Annotated in this window: 20 protein-coding genes; 13 read left to right on the plus strand and 7 right to left on the minus strand. The window is 68.6% G+C overall.

What is annotated here, in order from left to right; all coding sequences use genetic code 11:
• Nucleotides 1–6: 6 nt before the first annotated feature.
• Both ABL312_RS08170 and ABL312_RS08175 read right to left on the minus strand, forming a co-directional pair.
• On the minus strand, nucleotides 7–777 hold the full coding sequence (locus tag ABL312_RS08170) for a hypothetical protein (protein ID WP_349360891.1): 771 nt from the start codon (nucleotides 775–777) through the stop codon (nucleotides 7–9).
• Between the two features lie 108 nt (nucleotides 778–885).
• Nucleotides 886–1,461 (minus strand): DUF4440 domain-containing protein, encoded by a 576-nt coding sequence (locus ABL312_RS08175; protein ID WP_349360892.1) that lies wholly within the window; start codon nucleotides 1,459–1,461, stop codon nucleotides 886–888.
• Between the two features lie 219 nt (nucleotides 1,462–1,680).
• On the opposite strand from ABL312_RS08175, the gene ABL312_RS08180 reads away from it, so the two are divergent.
• The 13 genes from ABL312_RS08180 (at nucleotide 1,681) to ABL312_RS08240 (ending at nucleotide 15,848) form a co-directional block, all read left to right on the plus strand.
• The gene (locus ABL312_RS08180) at nucleotides 1,681–2,571 is read left to right on the plus strand and encodes a GntR family transcriptional regulator (protein ID WP_349360893.1); all 891 of its coding nucleotides are present in this window, start codon (nucleotides 1,681–1,683) and stop codon (nucleotides 2,569–2,571) included.
• A 68-nt stretch (nucleotides 2,572–2,639) separates the two neighbouring features.
• Complete coding sequence (locus ABL312_RS08185) at nucleotides 2,640–3,902, plus strand: ABC transporter substrate-binding protein (RefSeq protein ID WP_349360894.1); 1,263 nt, start codon at nucleotides 2,640–2,642, stop codon at nucleotides 3,900–3,902.
• Nucleotides 3,903–3,988: 86 nt separating this feature from the next.
• Nucleotides 3,989–4,861: a branched-chain amino acid ABC transporter permease gene (locus ABL312_RS08190; protein ID WP_349360895.1), complete on the plus strand. Its 873-nt coding sequence runs from the start codon at nucleotides 3,989–3,991 to the stop codon at nucleotides 4,859–4,861.
• 3 nt (nucleotides 4,862–4,864) lie between these two features.
• On the plus strand, nucleotides 4,865–5,839 hold the full coding sequence (locus tag ABL312_RS08195; protein WP_349360896.1) for a branched-chain amino acid ABC transporter permease: 975 nt from the start codon (nucleotides 4,865–4,867) through the stop codon (nucleotides 5,837–5,839).
• Entirely contained in the window at nucleotides 5,832–6,614 is a 783-nt protein-coding gene (locus ABL312_RS08200) for an ABC transporter ATP-binding protein (protein ID WP_349360897.1), read from the plus strand. Before ABL312_RS08195 ends, ABL312_RS08200 begins: the two co-directional genes overlap by 8 nt.
• Before the next feature lie 7 nt (nucleotides 6,615–6,621).
• Nucleotides 6,622–7,326 (plus strand): ABC transporter ATP-binding protein, encoded by a 705-nt coding sequence (locus ABL312_RS08205; protein ID WP_349361370.1) that lies wholly within the window; start codon nucleotides 6,622–6,624, stop codon nucleotides 7,324–7,326.
• Nucleotides 7,326–8,627, plus strand: coding sequence for a 3-isopropylmalate dehydratase large subunit (locus ABL312_RS08210; RefSeq protein WP_349360898.1), 1,302 nt, complete (start codon nucleotides 7,326–7,328; stop codon nucleotides 8,625–8,627). The genes ABL312_RS08205 and ABL312_RS08210 overlap by 1 nt, the downstream gene beginning before the upstream one ends.
• Nucleotides 8,624–9,127, plus strand: coding sequence for a 3-isopropylmalate dehydratase (locus tag ABL312_RS08215; protein WP_349360899.1), 504 nt, complete (start codon nucleotides 8,624–8,626; stop codon nucleotides 9,125–9,127). The genes ABL312_RS08210 and ABL312_RS08215 overlap by 4 nt, the downstream gene beginning before the upstream one ends.
• Nucleotides 9,127–10,005, plus strand: coding sequence for an isocitrate lyase/phosphoenolpyruvate mutase family protein (locus ABL312_RS08220; RefSeq protein WP_349360900.1), 879 nt, complete (start codon nucleotides 9,127–9,129; stop codon nucleotides 10,003–10,005). Before ABL312_RS08215 ends, ABL312_RS08220 begins: the two co-directional genes overlap by 1 nt.
• Complete coding sequence (locus tag ABL312_RS08225) at nucleotides 10,002–11,741, plus strand: hydantoinase B/oxoprolinase family protein (RefSeq protein ID WP_349361371.1); 1,740 nt, start codon at nucleotides 10,002–10,004, stop codon at nucleotides 11,739–11,741. The genes ABL312_RS08220 and ABL312_RS08225 overlap by 4 nt, the downstream gene beginning before the upstream one ends.
• Complete coding sequence (locus ABL312_RS08230) at nucleotides 11,738–13,789, plus strand: hydantoinase/oxoprolinase family protein (protein ID WP_349360901.1); 2,052 nt, start codon at nucleotides 11,738–11,740, stop codon at nucleotides 13,787–13,789. Before ABL312_RS08225 ends, ABL312_RS08230 begins: the two co-directional genes overlap by 4 nt.
• 3 nt (nucleotides 13,790–13,792) lie before the next feature.
• Nucleotides 13,793–14,413: a cysteine hydrolase gene (locus ABL312_RS08235; protein ID WP_349360902.1), complete on the plus strand. Its 621-nt coding sequence runs from the start codon at nucleotides 13,793–13,795 to the stop codon at nucleotides 14,411–14,413.
• 25 nt (nucleotides 14,414–14,438) lie between these two features.
• The gene (locus tag ABL312_RS08240; RefSeq protein ID WP_349360903.1) at nucleotides 14,439–15,848 is read left to right on the plus strand and encodes an FAD-dependent oxidoreductase; all 1,410 of its coding nucleotides are present in this window, start codon (nucleotides 14,439–14,441) and stop codon (nucleotides 15,846–15,848) included.
• 217 nt (nucleotides 15,849–16,065) lie between these two features.
• Here ABL312_RS08240 and ABL312_RS08245 read toward each other — a convergent pair whose 3' ends face one another.
• The 5 genes from ABL312_RS08245 to ABL312_RS08265 are packed head-to-tail and all read right to left on the minus strand — an operon-like array spanning nucleotide 16,066 to nucleotide 19,979.
• Nucleotides 16,066–16,416 (minus strand): RidA family protein, encoded by a 351-nt coding sequence (locus ABL312_RS08245; RefSeq protein WP_349360904.1) that lies wholly within the window; start codon nucleotides 16,414–16,416, stop codon nucleotides 16,066–16,068.
• A gap of 32 nt (nucleotides 16,417–16,448) precedes the next feature.
• Nucleotides 16,449–17,546: an FAD-binding oxidoreductase gene (locus ABL312_RS08250; protein WP_349360905.1), complete on the minus strand. Its 1,098-nt coding sequence runs from the start codon at nucleotides 17,544–17,546 to the stop codon at nucleotides 16,449–16,451.
• On the minus strand, nucleotides 17,543–18,568 hold the full coding sequence (locus ABL312_RS08255) for a histone deacetylase family protein (RefSeq protein WP_349360906.1): 1,026 nt from the start codon (nucleotides 18,566–18,568) through the stop codon (nucleotides 17,543–17,545). The genes ABL312_RS08250 and ABL312_RS08255 overlap by 4 nt, the downstream gene beginning before the upstream one ends.
• Complete coding sequence (locus ABL312_RS08260) at nucleotides 18,565–19,056, minus strand: GNAT family N-acetyltransferase (protein WP_349360907.1); 492 nt, start codon at nucleotides 19,054–19,056, stop codon at nucleotides 18,565–18,567. The genes ABL312_RS08255 and ABL312_RS08260 overlap by 4 nt, the downstream gene beginning before the upstream one ends.
• A complete protein-coding gene (locus ABL312_RS08265; RefSeq protein ID WP_349360909.1) occupies nucleotides 19,053–19,979 on the minus strand; it encodes a 3-keto-5-aminohexanoate cleavage protein in 927 nt (308 codons plus the stop codon). The genes ABL312_RS08260 and ABL312_RS08265 overlap by 4 nt, the downstream gene beginning before the upstream one ends.
• Nucleotides 19,980–19,992 lie beyond the last annotated feature (13 nt).

The raw sequence follows: 19,992 nt of genomic DNA on the forward strand, positions 1-19,992 counted from the left end.
CGGGCGCTACCGGCGAGCGGGCGCACCTGCCGGGGCAGAGGTCGCGGCCGTTTCGAGCGCGGACGGCGCCAGAAACAGCCGCGCCATCGTGGTGACATGGAAGCTCGCCCAGCAGAAGATGCCGAAAAACTTCGCACTGTCCTCGACATAGACCAGGACGGGATCGAGGCTGTGGAACACGACATCGACGCCCATGCTCGTCGCGAGTGCCCCGCAGGCGAGCAGCAGCAGCCATTTGTCGACGGTCCAGATGAGCCGCAGGCTCGCGCCCACATAGGCGATCGCGAAAAGCGCGTTGGCGGCGAGCACCAGGTTCTGCGCCACACCGAAATGCGGCAGCACGACCTCATGCAGAAGAAAGGCGTCGTCCAGGGCAAGCCAGCCCGACAGCAGCCCGGCGGCCCCCGCGAACAGAACGACCGGGCGGGCGCGCCGCGCCAGGGCAAAGGCGATCGCGGAGAACAGGCACACCGCCGCCGTGGCGACCCACAGCATGATGCCCACCGTGGAGACAAAGCCATAATAGGGACGGCAGCAATAGTCGGCGTATTCCGCCGCCGCCAGCGCATCCAGAAACATCAGCTTGGGATCGGCCACCGGCTGCATCAGGATCGCGGCCAGAAACAGGCTCGGCAGCACGACGGAGACCACCCGGATGGCATTCGTCGGCCAGATATCCGCGCCCTGCGGCGCGACAGCCGGCGCGGCCGTGTCACGCGCAAGGGACGCTCCGATCTCGTGGGGCTTCGCTCCGGACGACAGGAGGGACTCGGACATGGCAGGACGTCGACCTCGCAGCAGGACAGCGGGACCGCGTTGCACCGCACCCCCGCACGTTCCGCCCACCCTACGGTTGAATTCTAAAGATCGACTGAATCAAATGCGTTAGCCTGGAGAGGTTGCCGCCGGCCGGGTTTCCGCCAGATCGTTCCACACCGTCTGGCGCGCGATCCGGCCGTCGACGATCTCGAAGCGGTCGACGAAGCGGACGTTCGAAAACGGCGTCCCGTCCGTCCATTCCCCGGCAAGCCACCCGCGGCAGATCACCACCGTCGTCGCCCCCTGAAACGCGACATCCGTCCCCTCGAAGGTCTTCGTCACGAAGCGGTAGCGCGTCGCCGCCCAGGCCGGCAGATCCTCCACCCGGGTAAAGACCGCACCGCCGGGAAAGGTCATCTCGAACTCCGGCGCGAGAAACGACGCGGCCGTCTCGAGATCGCGCCGCTCCATCGCGGCGAGATAGTCGCGCACCAGCGCTTCCGGGTCCGGCGACGGCGCGCCGGGCACGCGGGTCGTGCCGCCGCGCATGTAGCTCGTCGGCTTCACCTCCTCGATGACCACCGTCACCCCTTCCGCCGGGGCCGCCATGGTGCCGCGCACCGCATCCGTGATCCGCCGCGCCAGAGCCTGACGGGTGTCGTCGCAATAGCCTTCGATCAATGTCACGCGCACCACCGGCATGGACCTTATCCCCCTGATTTCGAAAGGCTTTCGCGCCGATTCTCAGAACGCGCGAGAGCCTGTTGACATAATGATATAATGACATACCATTAGATGCATCAAACGCAAACCGGGATCGCATCCGGAAGGTCGTCGGACGCTTGCGTCCGCACCCGCCTTACGCAGCGGCTCCTGGCGTCCCCGATGCTTGCAAAGCACCCGAAAGCGAGAGTTTCCGCCGTGGTCCCGCCGTCCTCCAAGTCCCAGGTGCAGGCCGATCCGGCCGACGGCGCGGCCCGCAGCGGCCGCAGCGATGCGACCTCCGCGCGCCTCGGCGGCGCGCTGGATCCGGCCGGACCCGTCCCGCTCTACCACCAGATCTTCCTCATCCTCCGGAACCGGATTTACGGCGGCAATCTCGCTCCGGGCGAACGGGTGCCGAGCGAGCAGGATCTGACGACCGAATTCGGCGTCTCGCGCATCACCGCGAAACGCGCGCTCAACGAGCTGGCCGACGCCGGTCTCGTCATCCGCGAGCGCGGCCGCGGCACGCGGGTGGTCAACCGGCCGCCGGCGCCCGCGGTCACCTCGTCGATCGAGGGCTGGCTGGAGAACGTCTCGCTGATGGGCCAGTCGACGACGGCCCAGGTGCTCACCTTCGCCTATCTCGAGGCGAGCGAGGACATCGCTCTGGCGCTGGAGATCGAGGCCGGGGACGCCGTCCAGCATGCGGTGCGCGTGCGCTCGCTCGACGGCGAGCCGATGTCCTACCTCGTCACCTATGTGCCGGCGGACATCGGACGGCAGTACGAGAGCGAGGAACTCAACAGCCAGCCGCTGCTGCATCTGCTGGAACGCGCGGGCGTCGACGTCGCCTCCGCCCGCCAGACCATTTCCGCCACGCTCGCCGACGCCGAGGTCGCCTCGGCGCTGTCGATCCCCGTCGGCTCGCCGCTGATCGAGGTGCGCCGCGTGGTGCGCGACCGGGCCGAACGGCCGGTGGAATACATCCGCGTCCTCTACAGGCCGGATCTCTATCGCTTCGAAATGTCCATGCGCCGGGTCACCGCCGAAAGCGGCCCGCGCTGGACGACGACAAGCTCGTCGCCGGTCCCGGCCGGCGGCGGATAACAGCACGAGTGGGAACAGCCGGGACAGTCAACGGGCCGCAGGGGCGGCCGCGCTTTGGGAGGTGTGACATGACGGACAGAACGAAGACCGATACGACGACACGCAAGACGACGGGCCAGGGCGGGATCGGCCGCCGCACGTTTCTGGCCACCGGGGCCGCCGCGCTCGGCCTCGGCGTGACCGGGTTTCCCGCGGTGCTGCGCGCCCAGGCCGCGCCGGTGAAGATCGGGCTGATCCATCCGGTTTCGGGCTTCGTGGCGTTTTCCGGCACCCAGTGCCGCGAAGGCGCGATGATGGCCATCGCCGACCTGAACGCCGCCGGCGGCGTGAAGGCGCTCGGCGGCGCCCAGATCGAGGCGGTGCTGGCCGACAGCCAGGGCAAGCCGGAAATCGGCGCCTCGGAAGTGACCAAGATGGCGGAAGCCGGCATCCACGGCATCGTCGCCGGCTATGCCTCGTCGATCTCGCTCGCGACCTCGCAGGAAGCGGCCAAGACCAACACGCCGCATGTCGTCGACGTCGGCGTGTCGGACCAGATCGTGCAGCGCGGTCTCACCAACACCTTCCGCTTCGGGCCCGGCTACGGAAAGATCGCGGAGTTCGCGGTCGACAATCTGGACACGATCAACCAGTCCGCCGGCTCGCCCGCCAAGACGGCGATGATCATCCACGAGGAATCGCTGTTCGGCACCGGCACCGCCGGGCTCCTGCAGGAGCGTCTGCCGCAAAAGGGCATCGAGGTCGTCGACGTCATCAAGCACGCCAATCCGACCCGCGACTTCACCAACATCGTGCTGCAGATCAAGTCGAAGAAGCCCGACCTGATCATCCCGGCCAACTACTACAATGAATACGTGCTGCTCGCGCGCACCATGCGCCAGCAGCGGGTCGAGGCGATGGGCATCTATTCGGTGCTCGGCGGGGCGGCGTCGAACTACAAGTTCGTCAACGAGTTCCCCGAGGCCGCCGACCTCATCATGGACTGCAATCACTGGTTCAACCCGAAGTCCGAGGTCGCGCTCCAGCGCAAGGCCGCGGCCGAGGCCAAGGGCCTCATCTACACCTACGAGGTGTTCCTCGCCTACAACGCGGTGCTCGGCCTGGTCGACGCCATCGAGCGTGCCGGAACCACGGACAAGGAGGCGGTCAACGCCGCGCTCGCCGCCTCCGAGATGGACATGTCCTACATGCCCTACGGTCCGACCAAGATGGTCGACGGCCAGAACCAGGGCGGCCAGCCGGTCAACACCCAGGTCCAGAACGGCGACATCCAGGTCATCTATCCGGAGGCGTTCGCCTCGGCCGCTCCCGTTTTCCCGATGGGCGGCTGACCCCGACAGGCGGTCTCCTCCGTGGGCGGGCGGGGCGCTTGCGCTCCGTCCGCCTCCCCTTCCCTTGTCACGACAGTCGAGTGGTCATGCCGGATCTGGCAATCATCGTTCCCTCCGTGCTCAACGGGCTGACGACGGGCGCGCTCTATGCGCTCGTCGCCCTCGGCCTCACGCTGATCTACGGGGTGCTGCACATCATCAACTTCGCGCATGGCGCGCTGCTGATGCTCGGCCTCTACGGGGTGTTCTACCTGAACACCCGCTTCGGCATCGACCCCTATGTCGCGCTGCTGATCGTGCCGCCGGCGATGTTCGCCATCGGCTACGCCCTGCAACGCGGCATCATCGGCCGGGCAAGCCACGGGCGCGACGAGAACATCCTGCTCGTCACGCTGGGCCTTGCGATCGTCATCGAGAACGCTTCGCTGTTCCTCTTCAAGTCCGACACCCGCATCATCGACGTGCCCTATGCCTTCGAGGTGGTGGAGATCTTCGGCGCCTTCCTGCCGCTGCCCAAGGTCATCGCCTTCTTCGGCGCCCTCGTCACCGCCGTCCTGCTGTGGCTGCTGATGGCCAAGACCGATCTCGGCCGCGCGATCCGCGCGCTCGCCAAGGAACGCAAGGGCGCGAAACTGGTCGGCATCAACGTCGAGCATGTCTTCGCCATGAGCTTCGGCCTGGGCATCGCCTGCCTCGGGGTCGCCGCCTGCCTGCTGCTGCCGAGCTATTACGTCAGCCCCCAGGTGGGCCATGGCTTCGTGCTGATCGCCTTCACCATCGTCGTGCTGGGCGGCATGGGCTCCTTCGTCGGCGCGCTCATCGGCGGGCTGATCATCGGCGTGGTCGAGGCGCTCGGCGGTCTCTTCCTCGGCGAGAGCCTCGGGCAGATCGGCATCTTCCTGATCTTCATCCTCGTGCTGATCTTCCGCCCGACCGGGCTTCTCGGACACAGGGTCTGACCGATGCGCCAGCTCGTCATCCTACTCGGCATCTTCGCGGCGCTCTTCCTGGTTCCCTTCGCGGTGACCTCGGAAGCCTGGCGGACCACGATCATCCTGACGCTCTACGCCGCCCTGCTCGGTCAGGCGTGGAACATTCTCGGCGGCTACGGCGGTCAGTTCTCCTTCGGCCACGCCGCCTTCTTCGGCACCGGCGCCTATACGGTCGCCGTGCTGCAGGTGCAATTCGGCCTCAACCCCTGGCTGGGGCTCATCGCGGGCGCGGCGCTTGGCGTCGCGGTCGCCGCCTTCATCGGATTCACGACATTCCGCTACGGTCTGCGCGGGTCCTACTTCGCGCTGGTGACCCTCGCCTTCGCCGAGGTGCTGCGCATCCTGTCCAACACGGTGGACTTCACCGGCGCGGGCGTCGGCATCCTGATCCCGCTGGAGCAAAGTGCCACGAACATGCAGTTCGCCAGCAAGGCCGGCTACTACTGGCTGCTGTGGCTGATCACGCTGGCCGCCTTTCTCACCGTGTGGTGGATCGGGCACTCGCGCTTCGGCGCGCGGCTGATGGCGGTGCGCGACAACGAGGACGCGGCGCGCGCGCTTGGCGTCGATCCCTTCCGGGTGAAGATGCAGGCGATCATGCTGTCGGGCTTCTTCTCCGCGCTCGCCGGCGTCTTCTACGCGCAATTCTTCCTCTATCTCGATCCGGGCATCGCCTACGGGCCAGCCGTGTCGGTGGAAAGCCTGCTGGTGCCGATCATCGGCGGCATGGGCACGCTGTTCGGCCCGCTGCTCGGGGCCGTGGCGCTGCACACGGTCTCGGAGGTCACCCGCGAGGTGATCGGCGACCTTCCGGGCGTGAGCCTCGTGATCTACGGCATCATCCTGATCGTCATGGTGCTCTTCGCCCCGCGCGGGCTGGCCGGCCTCGTGGCCCGGCTGACGTCGCGGCGGAGCACCGCGACCAGGGAGGCGCGTCATGCCTGAGGCGCAGGCTCCCATGCTCGAGGTCGACGGCATCTCCAAGAGCTTCGGCGGCCTGCAGGCCTCCAGAAACGTCACCCTCGCCGTGCCGCAAGGCAAGATCACCTCGCTGATCGGCCCGAACGGCGCCGGCAAGACCACGCTCTTCGCACTGATCACCGGCTTTCACACGCCGGACGCTGGCCGGGTGCGGTTCCTGGGCGAGGACATCACCAACATGGCGCCGCAGGACATCGCGACGCGCGGCATGATCCGCACCTTCCAGATCGTCCAGCCCTTCGCCGGCCAGACGGTGCGCGAGAACATCGCGGTCGGCGCGCATCTGCACATCCGCGCACGCGGCGCGGCACTCGCCAAGGCCGAGGCGGTCGCCGAAAAGGTCGGCCTCGCAGACCGGCTCGACATGGACGCCGCCGCGCTGACGGTCGCCGGCCGCAAGCGGCTGGAGGTCGCCCGCGCGCTTGCCACCGACCCGAAGCTGATCCTCTTCGACGAGGTGCTGGCCGGGCTCAACCCGTCCGAGATTCGCGATGTCATCCCGGTGATCCGCGCCATCCGCGACGAGGGCATCACCATCCTGCTGATCGAACACGTCATGCAGGCGGTGATGAGCCTGTCGGAGCACACCTGGGTGCTCAACCAGGGCGAACTGATCGCCGAGGGCCCGCCGGGCGAAGTGGTGCGCGATCCGCATGTGATCGAGGCCTATCTCGGCAAGGGCATGGCGGAACGCATGGCCGCGCTGGACGCGCCGGCGACGGGAGGCGCGCATGGCTGACGCGCCTATCCTGGAAATCCGCGACCTGCGCGCGGGCTATGGCGCCGTGGAGGTGCTGCGCGGCGTCTCCTTCGACATGCGCGAGGGCGAGATCGTCGCCCTTCTGGGGTCGAACGGCGTCGGCAAGACGACGATTTCCTCCGTGATTTCCGGCCTCGTGCCGGCCTGGGGCGGCGAGGTCCGCTTCCGGGGCACCCCGATCCAGGGGCTCTCGGCCGAGGCCATCGTCGATCTCGGCGTCATTCACGTGCCGGAGGGCCGCCACATCTTCCCCAATCTCACCGTGCGCGAAAACCTGGAACTCGGCGCCTATCGGCGCGGCAAGCCCAACCGGGCGCGCAATCTCGAGCATGTGATGGACACCTTCCCGCGCCTGCGCGAACGCGCAGGGCAAAAGGCGGGCACCCTGTCGGGCGGCGAACAGCAGATGCTCGCCATCGGCCGCGGCATGATGGCCGAGCCGGAGCTTCTCCTGCTCGACGAGCCCTCCATCGGCCTGTCGCCGCTGCTGGTGGAGGAGATGTTTACGCTGATCGGCAAACTCAACGCCGAGGGCCTGCCGATCCTGCTGGTCGAGCAGAACGTGCTGCAATCGATGGAAATCGCGGCCCGCGCCTTCGTGATGGAAAACGGCGAGATCCGCCTGTCGGGACCGACATCCGAGCTGATGGACAATTCGGAGCTGAAACGCTCCTACCTGGGGCTTGGCTGATGACGACCGCGACCCCCACGACGCTTGCCCAGAAGATCGTCGCCCGCGCCTGCGGCCGCGACACCGTGACGCCCGGCGAAGTAGTCACCGCACAAGTGGACCTCGCCATGATCCACGACAGCGGCGGCCCCCGCCGCGTCGAGCCGATCCTGCAGGATCTCGGCGTCGGCCTGTTCGACCCGGACAAGGTGGTGCTGATCTCCGACCATTTCGTGCCGGGCGACACCGACGAGGGCGCGCGCATTCTCGAACTCACCCGCCAGTGGGCGAAGGCACGCAAGGTCGCCTTCCACGACGGCGAAGGCATCTGCCACGTGGTGCTGCCCGAGCGCGGCCATCTCGCGCCCGGCATGCTGGTCGTGGGCGGCGACAGCCATTCGCCGACCGGCGGGGCCTTCGGCGCCTATATGTTCGGCATCGGCGCGACCGAAATGGCCGGCGTGCTCGCCACCGGCGAGATCTGGCTCAAGGTGCCCGAAACCATCCTGATCGACTGGCAGGGCAGCCTGTCGCCCGGCGTCACCGCCAAGGACATCATGCTGGCGCTCTGCGGCCGGCTCGGCATGGACGGTGGCCAGTATCAGGCGGTCGAATACACCGGCCCCGCGATTGCGGCCCTTTCCATGCAGGAGCGCATGACGCTCTCCAACATGGCTGCCGAACTCGGCGGTCAGGCCGGACTCATCGCTCCCGACGCGACAACCGCCGCCTTCCTGGAGGGCGTCGGCGGCGACCCGGCGCGGGTGTGCGACTGGCGCACCCTCGGGACCGACCCGGGCGCGCCCTTGATGGCGCATCACGTCTTCGACGCGACGACGCTCGCGCCGCAGGTCGCAGCCCCCCATTCCCCGGCGAACAGCGCGCCGGTGACGGAGGCGCCGGAGACACCCGTCGACGTCGCCTATATCGGCGCCTGCACCGGCGCGAAATACGAAGACCTCAAGAACGCCGCCGCGATCCTGCGCGGGCGGGCGCTGGCGCCCGGCGTGGAGCTTCTGGTCGCGCCCGCCTCGCGCCGCGATCAGGACCGTGCCGCCGCCGAGGGGATCATGGCCGTCTTCGAGGACGCCGGCGCGCGCATTCTCGCCAATGCCTGCGGCATCTGCGCCGGCTATGGCGCCGACCGGCTGGGCGAAGACGTGACCTGCATTTCCTCCACCGCGCGCAACTTCAAGGGCCGCATGGGGGCGGCTTCCTCGAAGGTGTGGCTCGGCTCGCCGCTCACCGTCGCAGCCTCCGCCGTTGCCGGGCGGATCACCGATCCGCGCGACTTTCTTCCCACGAAGGGAGTCCTGGCATGACCGGCCGCGTCTTTCTCCTCGGCGACGACATCGACACCGACCAGCTCGCGCCGGGCCAATACATGAAGGGCGGGATCGAGATGCTCGCCGCCCATTGTCTGGAGGGCGTGCGGCCCGATTTCGCCGCGACCGTAAGCCCCGGCGACGTGATCGTCGCGGGCAAGAACTTCGGCATGGGCTCGTCGCGCGAGCAGGCAGCCGAAGCGCTGAAGCACCTCGGCGTCGCCGGCGTGGTGGCGACCTCCTTCGCCGGCATTTTCTACCGCAACGCCATCAATCTCGGGCTTCCCGTGCTGACGGGCGCGGATCTCGGCGCCGTCACGGACGGCGCGCGCGTCCGCCTCGACGTGGAGGCCGCGACGCTGGAGCTGCCCGACACGGGTGGGCGCGTGGCGCTCGCCCCCCTGCCCGACAATCTCAAGGCCCTGCTCGCCGACGGCGGGCTGGTGCCGCATCTCAAGAAGCGCTTCGCCCGAAAGCGCGAAAAGGAGAAAAGCTGATGCGGCGAACCCCGTCCCTCAAGTCCCGCCTGGCGCAGGACGACATTCTGCTCGCCCCCGGCGTCTATGACGCGCTCACGGCGCTTCTGGCCGAACAGGCGGGCGCGGAAGCCGTCTATCTCTCCGGCGCGTCCATCGCCTACACCCGCTTCGGCCGCCCGGACATCGGCCTCGTGTCGATGGCGGAGGTGGCCGACACCATCGCCGCGATCCGCGACCGCATCGCGCTGCCCATCGTGGTCGACGCCGACACCGGCTTCGGCAATGCACTCAACGTCCAGCGTACGGTGCGCGTGTTCGAGCGCATGGGCGCCAACGCTCTGCAACTGGAGGACCAGACCAGCCCCAAACGCTGCGGTCATCTCGACGGCAAGGCGCTGATCTCCATGGCTGAAATGGCCGGCAAGATCCGCGCCGCCTGCGACGCGCGCAAGCATGACGACACGCTGATCATCGCCCGCACGGACGCCATCGCCGTGGAGGGCTTCGAGGCCGCGCTCGAGCGCGCCGAATCCTACGTTCAGGCCGGTGCCGACATGCTCTTTGTCGAGGCGCCGCAATCGATGGAGGAGATCGAGCGGATCGTCGCGCGCTTCAGGGGCCGCGTGCCGCTGATGGCCAACATGGTGGAAGGCGGGAAGACGCCGATTGTCGGTGCGCGCGGACTGCAGGATCTCGGCTTCAGCTTCGTGATCTTTCCCGGCGGCGTCGTGCGCGCCATCGCGAAAACCGCGCAGGACTATTACGCCAATCTGATCGCCACCGGGTCCAACGAGGCCTTTCGCCCGCGCATGTTCGATTTCGCCGGCCTCAACGGCGTGATCGGCACGCCCGAGATGCTGGAGACCGGCAAGACCTACGACAAGGGAGCCGCCTGATGGCCATCGACAGCGTCACGCTCGCGATCCTCAAGGGGCGGCTGGAGCAGATCGCCGACGAGATGGACGCGACACTCTTCCGCTCCGCCTTCAACCCGATCATCGCGGAAGCCCACGACGCCTCGCACGGCATCTACGACGCGGTGACCGGCGAAACGCTGGTCCAGGGCAAATCCGGCCTGCCGATCTTCGTCGGCGTCATGGCCTTCGCCGTGAAGGCGGTGATCGACAAGGCGGCGAAATCGGGCGGCGTCCGCGAGGGCGACGTGTGGATTTTCAACGACCCCTACGACGGCGGCACGCATCTTTCCGACTTCCGGCTGGTGAAACCGGTGTTTCGCGACGGCAAGCTCTTCTGCTTCCTCGCCTCCGTCGGTCATTGGCACGACGTCGGCGGCAATGTGCCGGGCAACTACAATCCGGCCGCGACCGAGTGTTTTCAGGAAGGCATGCTGATCCCGCCGGTGAAGCTCTATGACGCCGGCGAATTCCGTCAGGACGTGGTGGACATCCTCTCGGCGAACTCGCGGCTGCCGAACTCGCTCTATGGCGACCTCAACGGCCAGATCAACGCGCTCGATCTCGGCAGCCGGCGCATGGCCGACCTGCTCGACGAATATGGCGACGCCACCGTCGCCGCCTGTCTCGGCGAGCTGAAGGCCCGCGCCGCGCAGATGATGCGCGCCCAGATCGCGGAGCTTCCGCAGGGCACCGTGTCGGCCGAGGACTGGCTCGACAATGACGGGATCGTCGATGAGCCGCTCAGGATCGCGCTCGATCTCACCATCGACGGCGACCGCATGGTGATGGACTTCTCCCGCTCCTCGCCCGCCTGCGCCGGCCCGGTGAACATCGCCCGCGCCACGACGATCGCCGCCTGCTACGTGGCGCTCAAGCACATCTTCGGCGACGTCCCGGCCAATGCCGGCGTGCTGGAACCGGTCGAGTTCCGGATCGCCGAGGACTCGCTTCTCTCCGTCACCGCGCCCAAGCCCGTCGGCGGCTACACCGAGACGATCATGCGGCTGATCGACGTGGTGTTTCAGGCGGTCGCCAGAATCGCGCCGGAGCCAGCCATGGCCTGCGCCTATGGCACGATCAACGCGCTGTCGCTCGCCGGCCATCGCGCCGACGGCAAGCGCTGGGTGATGTTCTCCTTCTTCGGCGGCGGGCACGGAGCACATGCCGGCGGCGACGGGCTCAACCACGGCAACGCGCCGATCTCGACGGCGACGATCCCGCCCCTCGAAATCCTGGAGGCCGCTTATCCGGTGCGCTTCACCCAATGGGCGCTTCGCCCCGATTCCGGCGGGCCAGGCGAAAAACGCGGCGGCCTCGGCGCGATCTACGAGATCGAACTGCTGGAGGAAAACGCCGACGTCTTCCTCTTCGGCGAACGCGGGCGTCATGCGCCGCCGGGCGTGGTCGGCGGCGGAGCGGCCGCGCTCAACCGCTTCGCCTATCAGCAGGCCGACGGCTGGCACGAACCGCCGATGGCCTCGAAGATGGTCGGCATCCAGATCGCGAAGGGCCAACGCCTGCGCCTTGAAACGCCGGGCGGCGGCGGCTATGGCGCGGCCTTTGCCCGCGATCCGCAGGCGGTCGCCGGCGATGTCGCCCGCGGCTACGTGAGCCGCGAGAGTGCCGCGCGCGACTATGGCGTCGTGCTCGATGCCGCCGGCGCCCCCGATACCGAACAGACCGAAACCCTGCGTTCCCGGGAGGCCGCCGAATGAGCGGATCAGCCTATGTCATCGGCGTCGACGTCGGCGGCACCTTCACCGACGTGTTCATTCTGGACGAGGCCGCCGGGCGCATCGTCACCGCCAAGGTGCCCTCCACCCTGGACGACCAGTCGCGCGGCTTCATCGAGGGCATCGCCTCGCGGGTCGCGGACTTCGGCGACATCCGCACCGTGGTGCATGGCACGACCGTCGGCACCAACGCGCTGCTGGAGCGCAAGGGCGCGCGCACCGGGATCATCACCACCGAGGGCTTCCGCGACGTGCTGGAGATGCGCCGCCGCGACCGGCCGACCACCTGGGGCCTGAAGGGCGCCTTCACGCCGGTGGTGGAGCGCGCCGACCGCGTGGAGGTGCGCGAGCGCGTCCTCGCCGACGGCACGGTGCTCCAGACCGTCGACGCGGACGACGTGACCGCGCGGGCCCGCGCGCTCGCCGAGGCCGGCTGCGACGCGGTCTGCGTCTTCTTCATCAACGGCTATGCCAACAACGACAACGAACGGCGCGCGGTGGAGGCCGTGCGCGCGGTCTGGCCGACGCCCTATGTCACCGCCGCGACCGAGATCCTGCCCGAGATCCGCGAGTTCGAACGCCTGTCCACGGCCACGCTCAACGCCTATCTGCAACCGGTCGTCTCCTCCTATCTCGACCGGCTGGAGACGGGCCTGCGCGAACAGGGCTCGACCGGCGACATCCTGATCGTCCAGTCGAACGGCGGCGTCATGTCCATCGACACGGCGAAGCGCTATCCGGTGCGCACCGCGCTGTCGGGTCCGGCGGCCGGCGTGATCGCCGCAACCCGCATCGCCGAGGCCGCCGGCTTTCCCAACATCGTCACCTGCGACATGGGCGGCACCTCCTTCGACGTGTCGCTGGTGGCGCAGGGCGAGGCGGCCCTTGCCGCGCAGACCTCCATCGACTTCGGCATGGTGGTGCGCACGCCGATGATCGAGATCACCACCATCGGCGCCGGCGGCGGCTCCATCGCCACCGTCGACAAGGGCGGGCTCCTGCAGGTCGGGCCGGAATCGGCCGGCTCCAATCCCGGCCCCGTCTGCTACGGGCTCGGCAACACGCGCCCGACCGTCACCGACGCCAATCTGGTGCTCGGGCGGATCAATCCCGACCGGCCCATCGGCGGCAAGCTCGACCGGCTCGATATCGACGCGGCGCGCGAGGCGATCCGCGCCCATGTCGCCGACCCGCTCGGCCTGAGCGTGGAGGACGCGGCCGAGGCGATCCTGAAACTCGCCAACGCCAAGATGGCCGGCGCCATCCGCCTCGTCTCCATCGAGAAGGGCCACGACCCGGCGAGGTTCGCCGCCATGCCCTTCGGCGGCGGCGGCGCGCTGCACACCGGCGCGCTGATAAAGGAGGTCGGGCTCGCCTCCGCTTTGGTGCCGCGCTTTCCCGGCGTCACCTCGGCCTTGGGCTGCGTGGTCGCCGACATGCGCCACGACCGGGTGCAGACCGTCAACCGGATGCTCGCCGACCTCGACTGCCACGCGCTCGGCCAGGACATCCTGCGCGACGCGCGCGAGACGGACGCGGTGCTGGCCGGCGCGGGCGTCACCTTCTCGGCCGTGGAGCGGGTCATCGAGCTCGACATGCTCTACGTCGGGCAGACCCATACGGTGAGCGTGCCGATCGAAGTGCCCGAGACGGGGCTTTCGGCGACCGCGATCCGCGACGCCTTCGAAGCCGCCTATACGGCCGCCTACGGTCGGCTGCTCAGCGGCATCCCGATGCGGGTGATGAACTACCGCATCGCCGTCGTCGGCCGCCGTCCCCGCCTCGACATGGGCCTCTTCGCGCCGGAAGACGGAAAGCCGGCGGATCAGTGCCGCACCGCCACGCGCTCGGTCTATGCCGACGGGCGGCATCATGTCGCCGGCGTCTACGAGCGGCTGGCGCTGGAGGTCGGCGCCAAGATCGCCGGGCCGGCGATCCTGGAACAGCCCGACACGACGATTTTCGTCGATCCGGGTCTGCGGGCAACCGTCGACCGCTTCGGCAATCTCGTGATCCAGGCCGAGGACTAAACCATGCACGCCGAACCGCTGGACCCGACCCGCACGGGGCTGCTCATCGTCGATCTGCAGAACGACTTCCTGCATCCTGATGGCGCTTATGCGCGCGGCGGACAGTCGAGCGCGGACATCGCGGCCTTGCCCGAGCGCGTGCTTCCCGTGGCAAACGCGCTGCGCAAGGCCGGCGGCTGGATCGTCTCCACCCAGTTCACGCTGGTGCCGGGCAAGGGCGGCGCGCCCTTCATCTCGCCGCACCTGAAGGAACTGCGCCCCTTCCTCAGACAGGGCGATTTCTGTCCCGGCCAGTGGGGACACCAGTTGGTGGACGCCTTGCAACCCGCCGATCTCACGGTGGAGAAGGTCGCTTACTCCGCCTTCTACATGACGCGCATGGAATGGGTGCTGCGGAAGGCCGGCATCGACACGCTCTTCGTCTGCGGCATCGTCACCAACGGCGGCGTCGCCTCAACGGTGCGCGACGCACATGTGCGCGATCTGTCGACCTATGTGCTCTCCGACGGCTGCGCCGCCTTCTCCCGCGAGACGCATGAGCGCGCGCTCGGCGATCTCGGCACGGTCGCCCGGGTCGTGACCTGCGACGAGGCGCGCGCCCTCATCGAAGGTCCGGCGCGATGAGCGCGCTGATCGAAAGCGTGGGGCGATGAGCGCGCCGGCGATCCGCCGAGCCCCGCCACCGCGCCTCGACATCGAGACGGACGTGGTGGTGATCGGCGCCGGCGCCGGCGGCCTGACGGCGGCCCTTGCCGCGCATGACGGCGGCGCCGAGGTCGTCGTGGTCGAGCGCGATGCCTCGCCGTCGGGCTCGACCTCAATGTCCTCCGGCTTCATCCCGGCGCCCGGCACCAATGCGCAGCGCGCCGCCGGCATCGCGGACGACACTCCCGCGCGCTTCGAGGCCGACATCCAGGCCAAGGCCGGACACCGCGCGGTCGACCATCTGGCGCATCTGGCGGCCACCGAAATCGGTCCGGCGCTCGACTGGCTCGCCGAGGCGCATGGTCTCGAGTGGCAGGTTCTGACCGACTTTCTCTACCCTGGCCACAGCCGCCACCGCATGCATGCCGTGCCGGAAAAGTCGGGCGCGGCCCTGCTCGCCCGTCTGCTGACGGCGGTCGAGACCGCCGATATCCCTGTGGTGACGAACGCCCTGGCGCGCACGCTCTACGTCGATGGCGACGACCGCGTGACCGGCGTCGAGATCGCCCGCCCCGACGGGACGACGGAGATCCTCGGATGCCGGGCGCTGATCCTTGCCTGCAACGGCTACGGCGGAAACCCGGCGCTCGTCGCCCGCCACATCCCGGAGATGGCGGAGGCACTCTACTACGGCCACGCGGGCAACACCGGGGATGCGCTTCACTGGGGCGAGGCGCTGGGCGCCGAAAGCCGGCACCTCACCGCCTATCAGGGCCATGGCTCCCTCGCCCATCCCCACGGGGTGCTGATCACCTGGGCGCTGATGATGGAAGGCGGCATTCAGGTCAATCGCGCGGGTCGGCGGTTTTCCAACGAGCACGGCGGCTATTCGGAACAGGCGGTCAAGGTGCTCGCGCAGGCCGGGGGCATCGCCTGGGCGATTTATGATGCGCGCCGTCATGCCTTTGCGATGGAAGGATTTCCCGATTATCGCGATGCGATCGAGGCCGGCGCGATCCGCTCCGGCGCGGACGCCGAGGCGCTCGCCACCGCGACCGGTCTGCCGGCCGAGGCACTTGCGCGCACGCTTGCCGAGGTCGCGGCGTATCAAGCGGGCACGGAGACCGATCCCTTCGGCCGGGACTATTCGGGCAAACCGGGGCTCGAGGCCCCTTTCTACGCGGTGAAGGTCACCGGTGCGCTGTTTCACACCCAGGGCGGGCTGCTGATCGACACGAATGCGCGGGTCGTGAAACGCTCCGGCACGCCCTTCCCCAACCTCCACGCGGTCGGCGGCGCGGCCTGCGGCGTTTCGGGCCCGGAGGTCTCGGGCTATCTCTCCGGCAACGGGCTGCTGACGGCGGTGGCGTTCGCCCGCGTTGCGGGCCGCGAAGCGGCCAGCACGCAAAACTGAAATGCCGGTCCGGGCCGCGAAGCGGCCAGCACGCAAAACCGAAATGCCGGTCCGGGCCGAGAAGCGGCCAGCACGCAAGGCTGAAATGCCGGTGCAGGCCGAGAAGCGGCTCGCACGCAAAACTGAAATGCCGGTCCGGGCCGAGAAGCCGCCGGCACGCGAGGCTGAAATGTCGATGCGGGCCACGTCGCGGCCCGCATCTGATGGGATATTGTTGTCAGGTCAGCACGGCGGCGGTGATCAGGATCTCGACCTTGTAGTCCGGCGTGGCGAGCTTCGATTCCCCGCAGGCGCGCGCCGGCGGATTGGCCGGGTCGACCCAGGCGTCCCACACCGCGTTCATCTCGGCGAAATCGTCCATCGAGGCGAGCCAGATCGTCGCCTGCAGGATGGCGGACTTGTCGGACCCGGAGGCCTTCAGAAGCTCCTCGATTCGCGCCAGGATCGCCTCGGTCTGCTTCGTCACGCTCTCGCCCGGCGCGCCGACCTGTCCCGCGAGCCACACCGTGCCGTTGTAGATCACGGACTGGCTCATGCGCGAACCCGGCTCGAGACGCTTGATGTTCATGGAAATCATCCTTTCGATTGGGAAAACTGTGGTCAGGAAAGCCGCGCGGGATCCAGCGCCGCGACGACTGCGTCGTCGAGCGCCGGTTTGCGCGAAAGGCAGAGATCGGCGGCAAGCCGCGACAGCGCCGGCGAGGTCTGGATGCCGTAGCCGCCCTGCCCCGCCAGCCAGAAGAAACCGGCCGCGTCCGGCGCGAAGCCGACGACCGGCGTGCGGTCGGGCACGAAATTGCGCAGGCCCGCCCAGGTACGCTCCACGCGGGTCACGGGGACCGTCGTGGCGGTTTCATACCGGTGCAGTCCTTCCGCCATCACCATGTCGTCGGGCCAGGCGTCATGCGGATCGACCGGATCCTCATCCGCCGGGGACACCATCAGCTTGCCGGCTTCCGGCTTCGCGTACCAGCTCTCCGAGGCGCTGACAACCGCCGGCCATCGCGACACGTCGTGGCCGTCGGGTGCCGGCAGGATCGCGGCAGACCGACGCATCGGCTGCAGGCCGACACGCGCGACGCCGGCCATCTCCGCGACCTTGTCCGCCCAGGCGCCGGCGGCATTGATCACGATGGGCGCCTCGAAGGTCTCGCCGCCGGCGGTCACCCGCCAGGTCGCGCCGTCACGGACAATGCTCTGCGCCGGCGCCTTGGGGTGGAAGGTCGTCCCGGCGTGGCGCGCGCTGCGCAGGAAGGACTGCAGCAGGCGGTCGACGTCGATATCCCGGGCGTGACGCTCGATGGCGGCGGCCGCGATCGCGTCCTCGCGCAGGATCGGGACCATCTCGACCGCCTCGCGCGGGGTGATGCGCGGCATGTCGTCGGCGCCCGCCAGATAGGCGTCGATCGCGTCGAGTTCGGATTCGGTGGCGATCATGAGCTCGCCGCGCGGCGACAGGAAGCCCTCCTCGCCGAAGTCTCCGCCGCTGGCGAGCACGGGTTCTGACGCGGCATTGAGCGCGCGCAGGGTGGCATTGCCATAGTTGCGGATGAAGATCGCGGCTGACCGCCCGGTGGAATGCTTCCCCGGCGCGTCCTCTGTCTCCAGCACCACCACCTTCGCATCCGTGCCAAGATGCGCGGCGGCGCCGATGCCGGCAATGCCGCCGCCGATCACGATTACGTCGCAAGTGGTCATGTCGCGTCCTTGAATCCCGATAGAAAGCTTGTGAGGTTGTCGCCGAGTTCGGCGCTGAGATATCCGCCTTCCTGCACCAGAAGGGTCGGCAATCCAAGCCCGGCAATCGCCGCCCCCATCCGCGCGAAGCCCGGCGTGGTGATCGCAAGCCCCTTCAGCGGATCGTTCTCATAGGCGTCGAGCCCGAGCGCCACCACCACAACATCGGCGCCGAAGGCGCGGATATGGGCGAAGGCGGTGTCCAGCGTCTCGAGATACTGCCCGTCGCCGGTGCCGCGCGGCAGCGGCAGATTGAGGTTCGCACCGAGCCCGGCGCCCTCCCCACGTTCCTGTGCATGGCCCCAGAAGAAGGGGTAGAAGCGCATCGGATCGGCGTGGATCGAGACCGTGAGCACATCCGCGCGGTCATAGAAGATGCCCTGCGTGCCGTTGCCGTGATGGACGTCGACGTCGAGGATCGCGGGCCGCAGTCCCCTGGCGCGCAGCCGCTCCGCCGCGATCGCCGAATTGTTGAGGAAGCAGAAGCCGCCGGCGAGATCGCCGAAGGCGTGATGTCCCGGCGGGCGCGACAGCGCGTAGGCGGCCCGCTCCCCGCCCGCGACCATGTCGGCGCCGGTGATGGCGGTCTGCGCCGACCAATAGGCGGCCTCCCAGGTCTTCGCCATGATCGGACAGGCGGTGTCGGCCTGGTGAAAGCCGGCCTGTCCCGCGGCCGAGCGCGGATAGCTCGCCGTGCGCCGGTCGGGATGGATGTTGGGGATCACCTCGTCGGAGCCGCCCTGGATGCGCGACCAGCGGGTGTGGATCGTCTCCAGGAAGACGAGGTACTCGGGCGAATGGATCGCGGCAATGGGCCCGCGGCCGTGGTCCTGCGGCGCGGAGAAGCTGCAACCGGCGGCCTCGGCGCCGCGCTTGAGGACGGCGATGCGCTCGGGCTGCTCCGGGTTGGGCGAGACCGCCCCGTTCGCCATGAAGTGCTTGGGGTCGTGCGCGCTCTGGCGCGTGTCGAGTATCGCTTTCATGTCGGATCCGTCAGTCGGTGGAAGTCGGCGCGGTCGAGCCGCAAAAGCCGCTCGCCCGTTACGGGCTCAAACCCGAGGCGGGCGTAGAAGCGCGCCGCGCGGGCATTGTGGTCGTGAACCGCGAGACGCAGGAAACCGACACGCCACTGCGCCGGCGCGCCGCGAACGGCCGCGTCGAGCAGCCGCCGCCCGAGCCCGGCGTTGCGCGCGGTCTCTGAAACCCAGAGGTCGGACACATAAAGCCCGAGGCAGCCGGCCACGGTCGACATGACCGGAGCGGCCAACGCGACGCCGAGCAGCCGGCCGTCCGCGCCTTCCGCGACCCAGATGAAGGCCGCCGGCGGATCGGCGAAGGCCGCTGCCTCGAGCGTGTCGGCGGTTGCGGTGAAGGGGTCGCCCAGATCGTGCGCGAGCGCCGCCAGCGCGTCGATCACGCCCGGCACATCCCCCGCGACGGCCCGGCGCACGACGATATCTTCAGTGTTCATGGAGTGACCTTGTCCGCGCCCTTCAGACCCAGCATCGCGCGTGCCTCCGCCGGCGTGGCGATCTCGTGGCCGAGTTCCTCCACGACCGCACGGATCTTCGCGACCTGCTCGGCGTTCGACGTTGCCAGCTTGCCGCGCGCGATGAACAGATTGTCCTCCAGGCCGACGCGCACATGCCCGCCCATCGCCGCCGACATGCTGGCGAAGGGGATCTGCTGTCGCCCGGCGGCGAGCACCGAGAACAGATAGTCGGACCCGAAGAGCTTGTCGGCCATGCGCTTCATATGCATCAGGTTTTCAGGATCCGCGCCGATCCCGCCGAGCACGCCGAAGACGAACTGGATGAAGAACGGAGGCCGGATCAGCCCCCGGTCGACGAAATGGCGCAGCATGTAGAGGTGGCCGACGTCGTAGCACTCGAACTCGAAGCGCGCACCCCGCACCTCGCCAAGCTCGCGCAACACATGGGCGATGTCGCGCGGCGTGTTCTTGAACACGAGATCGTCGGAATTGTCGAGAAACGGCTTTTCCCAGTCATGTTTCCAGGCGTCGAAGCGCGCGGCCATCGGATAGAGCGCGAAGTTCATCGTGCCCATGTTGAGCGAGCACATCTCGGGCGCGACGCTGAGCGGCGCGGCGAGCCTCTCCTCCAGCGCCATGACCGCGCTGCCGCCCGTCGTCAGGTTGAGAACGGCATCGCTGCGCGCCGCGATCCTCGGCAGGAAGGCGTGAAAATGCTCAGGCAGGGCGGAGGGGCGTCCGGTCTCGGGATCGCGGGCATGCAGGTGCAGGATCGCCGCCCCCGCCTCGGCCGCCGCGACCGCCTGATCGGCGATCTCGTCCGCCGTCACGGGCAGATGCGGCGACATGGTCGGCGTGTGGATCGAGCCGGTGACGGCACAGGTGATGAGCGTCTTGGTCATGCGAGAGCGTGAA

This window comes from Stappia sp. (assembly GCF_040110915.1).
Lineage (GTDB): Bacteria > Pseudomonadota > Alphaproteobacteria > Rhizobiales > Stappiaceae > Stappia.